Source organism: Inquilinus sp. NPDC058860 (assembly GCF_042743185.1).
Taxonomy (GTDB): Bacteria; Pseudomonadota; Alphaproteobacteria; order DSM-16000; family Inquilinaceae; genus Inquilinus.
Genome location: NZ_JBHYMS010000119.1, coordinates 1 through 4283 on the forward strand (window position 1 = coordinate 1; position 4283 = coordinate 4283).

The 4283-nt window shown below is 68.2% G+C and carries 3 protein-coding genes; all 3 read right to left on the bottom strand.

Going from position 1 to position 4283, the window contains the following annotated elements:
- Window positions 1–155 precede the first annotated feature (155 nt).
- Window positions 156–1385 carry a formyl-CoA transferase gene (frc, locus tag ACFW16_RS35795; protein ID WP_380313874.1) on the bottom strand — a complete coding sequence of 410 codons (1230 nt, stop codon included), beginning with the start codon at window positions 1383–1385 and terminating at the stop codon, window positions 156–158.
- A gap of 71 nt (window positions 1386–1456) precedes the next feature.
- Window positions 1457–3160: a thiamine pyrophosphate-binding protein gene (locus ACFW16_RS35800; protein ID WP_380313875.1), complete on the bottom strand. Its 1704-nt coding sequence runs from the start codon at window positions 3158–3160 to the stop codon at window positions 1457–1459.
- Between the two features lie 58 nt (window positions 3161–3218).
- Window positions 3219–3908, bottom strand: coding sequence for a GntR family transcriptional regulator (locus ACFW16_RS35805; protein WP_380313876.1), 690 nt, complete (start codon window positions 3906–3908; stop codon window positions 3219–3221).
- Between the last annotated feature and the right edge of the window lie 375 nt (window positions 3909–4283).

Sequence of the window (4283 nt, forward strand, 5' to 3'; positions counted from 1 at the left end):
GTGGCCTCACCCGCTCGCGGTTGAGGTCGGGCGTCCGCAGGACGACCGGGTGAGGGCTGGCCCAGGCCTCGACAAAGGGCCCTCACCCGGAGCCGCTTCGCGTCTCCGACCTCTCCCGCAAGCGGGAGAGGCAACGCAAAGGGCCCGCGCTTTCATCAGATCGCGCCGGCGGTGCGCATCGCGGCGATGGCGTCGGCGTCGTAGCCGACCGAGGCCAGGATCTCGTCGGTGTGCTCGCCCAGCAGCGGCGAGCGCTCCACCGGCACGTCGTTGTCGGAGAGCCGGATCGGCAGGGCGACCTGGACGTAGTTGCCGCGCTCGGGATGCGGCACCTCGACCAGCATGCCGCGGTCGTACATCGAGCGGTCCTCGATCAGGTCCTTCATGCTGAGGATCGGGCCGCAGGGCACGTCGATCTCGTTCAGCGCCTGCATCACCTCGATCTTGCTGCGCTGGCTGGTCCAGGCCTGGAGGATGCCGAAACAGTCCGGCAGGTGGCTCAGCCGCGCCTCCGGCGTGGCATAGGCCGGATCCTCGATCAGCTCCTCGCGGCCGACCAGGCGCATCAGCGGCGCCCAGCCCTGCGGCTGGATGATGACATAGGCGTAGTCGTTCTCGCCGCCGGGGGCGCAGACCAGCGCCTGGCCCGGTTGGCCGCCGCCCGAGGCGTTGCCGGAGCGCGGCACGGCCTCGCCGAACTCGGTGTTCGGGTATTCCCGCAGCGGGCCGTGGACCAGGCGCTGCTGGTCGCGCATCTTGACCCGGACCAGGTTCAGCACGCAGTCCTGCATCGCCACCTCGACCCGCTGGCCGCGGCCGGTCTGGGTCCGCTGCAGCAGCGCCGCGAGCACGCCGGCGACGAGATGCATGCCGGTGCCGCTGTCGCCGATCTGGGCGCCGGTCGAGGTCGGCGGGCCGTCATGCCAGCCGGTGGTGCTCATCGACCCGCCCATGGCCTGGGCCACGGTCTCATAGGCCTTGCAGTCGACATAGGGGCCGGGGCCGAAGCCCTTGACCGAGGCGTAGATCACCCGCGGGTTGATCTTCTGGATCCGGTCCCACGGGAAGCCCTGGCGGTCGAGCACGCCGGGGCCGAAATTCTCGATCAGAACGTCCGACTGCTCGAGCAGCTTGATGAAGGCCTCCTGCCCCTGCGGCGACTTCATGTTGATGGTGATGCTGCGCTTGTTGCTGTTCAGCATGGTGAAATAAAGGCTGTCGACATTCGATTTGTCGCGCAGCTGCGACCGGGTGATGTCGCCGCGGCCCGGCATCTCCACCTTGATCACATCCGCCCCGAACCACGCCAGGATCTGCGTCGCCGAGGGTCCCGACTGGACATGAGTCATGTCGAGAACGCGCACCCCATCCAGGGCCTTGCCCATGGTCTCTCTCCCGTGTTTGTGCAGCTGCAGGACGGGGCGCGGGCGGCTGTATGGCCCGCGCCCGCGGCCGCCTACTTGTACATGGTCTGGTTCATGGTCCCCGGGGCGTAGGCGTCGGGGTCGATCCACACATTGATCAGCGACGGCTTGCCGGATTCCCGGGCCCGCTCCAGCGCCGGGCGGATCTGGCTGGCCTCGTAGACCTCCTCGCCATAGCCGCCGAGCATCTGGGCGAACTTGGAGTAGTGCACGTCGCCCAGCTTGTTGCCGACATTGCCCTTCTCCGGCCCGTATTTCTGGATCTGGCCGTAGCGGATCTGGTTCATGTGCGAGTTGTTGCCGACCACGCCGATGAAGGGCAGGTCGAAGCGCACCATGGTCTCGAAATCCCAGCCGGTCAGGCTGAAGGTGCCGTCGCCGAACAGGCAGAGCACCTCCTTCTCCGGCTGGGCGATCTTCGACGCCATGGCGAAGGGCACGCCGACGCCGAGGGTGCCGAGCGGGCCCGGATCCATCCAGTGGCCCGGGGCCCGCGGCTTGACCACGCCGCCCGAGAAGGTGACGACGTCGCCGCCGTCGCCGATATAGACGGTGTTGTCGGTCAGGAACTCGTTCAGCTCATAGGCCAGGCGCAGCGGATGGATCGGCGAGGCGTCGGAGCGCAGCTTCGGCAGCCGCGCCGCCTCCATCTTCGCCTCCTCGGCCCGCAGCTCCTCGAGCCAGGGCTCGCGGCCCTTGGCGCCGTTGTCGACCCGGCCGGAGACGGCCTGCGTGACGGCGGCGAAGATGGCGCCGCAATCGCCGACCAGGCCGAGCGAGACGTCGCGGTTCTTGCCGACGGTGCGGTAGTCGAGGTCGATCTGCACCACCGTGGCGTTGCGGCCCAGGCGCTTGCCGTAGCCCATGCGGAAGTCGAAGGGCGTGCCGACGATCAGGATCACGTCGGCGTTGTCGAAAGCGTAGCGCCGGGTCTGCTGGAAGTGGTGCGGGTCGCCGGGCGGCAGCGTGCCGCGGCCGGCGCCGTTCATGAAGGCCGGGATGTTCAGGGCCCGGACGAAGGCGATCGCGTCCTCGGCGGCGCGGCAGGTCCAGACCTGCTGGCCCAGCAGCACGCAGGGCTTCTTGGCATGGACCAGGATGTCGGCCAGTTTCTCGACGTCGCGCGGGTCGCCGATGCTCTTGGTCGACCAGCGGTAGTGGCCGGCCTCCGGCAGCCTGGCCTTCTTCAGCGGCACATGGCCGTCCAGGATGTCGCGGCCGATCTCGAGATAGACCGGGCCGGGGGCGCCGGCGAAGGCCTCGCGGAAGGCCATCGAGCACATGTCGGCGACGCGCTCGGTGGTCACCACATTGGCCGCGAACTTGGTGATCGACTTCATCATGTCGACATGCGGCAGGTCCTGCAGCGATCCCATCTTGTGCTGGTCGAGCGCGCCCTGGCCGCCGATCAGCAGGAACGGGCTCTCGGCGCGGAAGGCGTTGGCGACGCCGGTGATGGCGTCGGTGGTGCCCGGGCCGGCGGTGACCACGGCGCAGCCGGGCTTGCCGGTGACGCGGGCATAGCCGTCGGCGGCATGGGCCGCGACCTGCTCGTGCCGGACGTCGATGATGCGGATGCCCTCGTCCAGGCAGCCGTCATAGATGTCGATGATGTGGCCGCCGCAGAGGGTGAAGATGGTGTCGATGCCCTCGGCCTTGAGCGCCTTGGCCACAAGGTGACCGCCGGAGATGACCTCCTCCGTCGCGGCCGCTTCCTTCACTGTCGTATCGGGCATGATCGCTTCCTCCTTCACCTTCTGCTCGGGATGCACGGCATTGCGTGGCGCCGGGCGGTCATTCGAAGCCGGTCCCGTGCCGCTCGACCGACCGCGACAGGTCGAGGGCATGGTTGCGGACCAGCGTCTCGGCGAGATCCCCGTCGCGCCGCGCCAGGGCCTCGACGATGGCGGCGTGGTCGGCCACCGACCGTTCGGCCCGCTCCGGCCGGCCGATCAGGGACCAGCGGATGGCACGGATGTGCAGGAACAGGGTCTCGGTCATCTCGGTGATCAGGGCGCAGCCGCCAAGGCGGATCAGCGCCTGATGGAAATCGATGTTGGCGGCGGCGAACCGGTCCGAGGACTCCGCCTCCGCCGCCTGGCCGGCGATCATGGCGCGCAGCGCCTCGATCTCGGCCGGGGTGGCCTGCGCCGCCGCCAGGCGGGCGGCCATGCCCTCCAGCGCGGCCCAGACCACGATCAGCTCGCGGATCTCGTCCCTGGTCTTGCGCACCACGAAGACGCCGCGCCGCGGCATCGACCGGACGAGGCCTTCCTGCTCGAGCAAGGCGATGGCCTCGCGCACCGGGGTCCGGCTGATGCCCAGCGCCTCGCACAGCTGCCGCTCGTCGATCCGGATCGGGCGGCTGTGGCCGTAGATGTTCATGCGCACGATCGCGTCGCGCAGGGCCTGGTAGGCCTTGGCCTTGTAGCTGGCCTTGGCGGCCAGCGGCGCGACATCGAGCGTCACCCCATCCACCAGCATCGGCGTTCCGTCCCAGAGCGTGCGACCGGCCGCGAAGGCTCTTTGGTCGACTGAATTCAGAATTTTGTATACCAGAAGAATCGGTCCGGCAAGCGGGGAAAGTGGATGCGTTCGTCTTTTTTACCTGGCGCGGCCGAAACTTTATGTTGCAGTGCAAAAAGATGGCCGTACCACGGCGTGCACGGCCCAGTCGGGAGGAAACTATCAATCTGTCGTAGGTTGGGTTCGCGGCAGCGAACCCAACAGGGAAGGACCGTACAAGTGGGTGTTGGGTTCGCGTCGCGAACCCAACCTACGTCCGGTCTGCTACGCCAAGCTCTTGGCAACGTCCTCGCACATCTTCTTGGCGTCGCCGAAGAGCATGAGGGTGTTGTC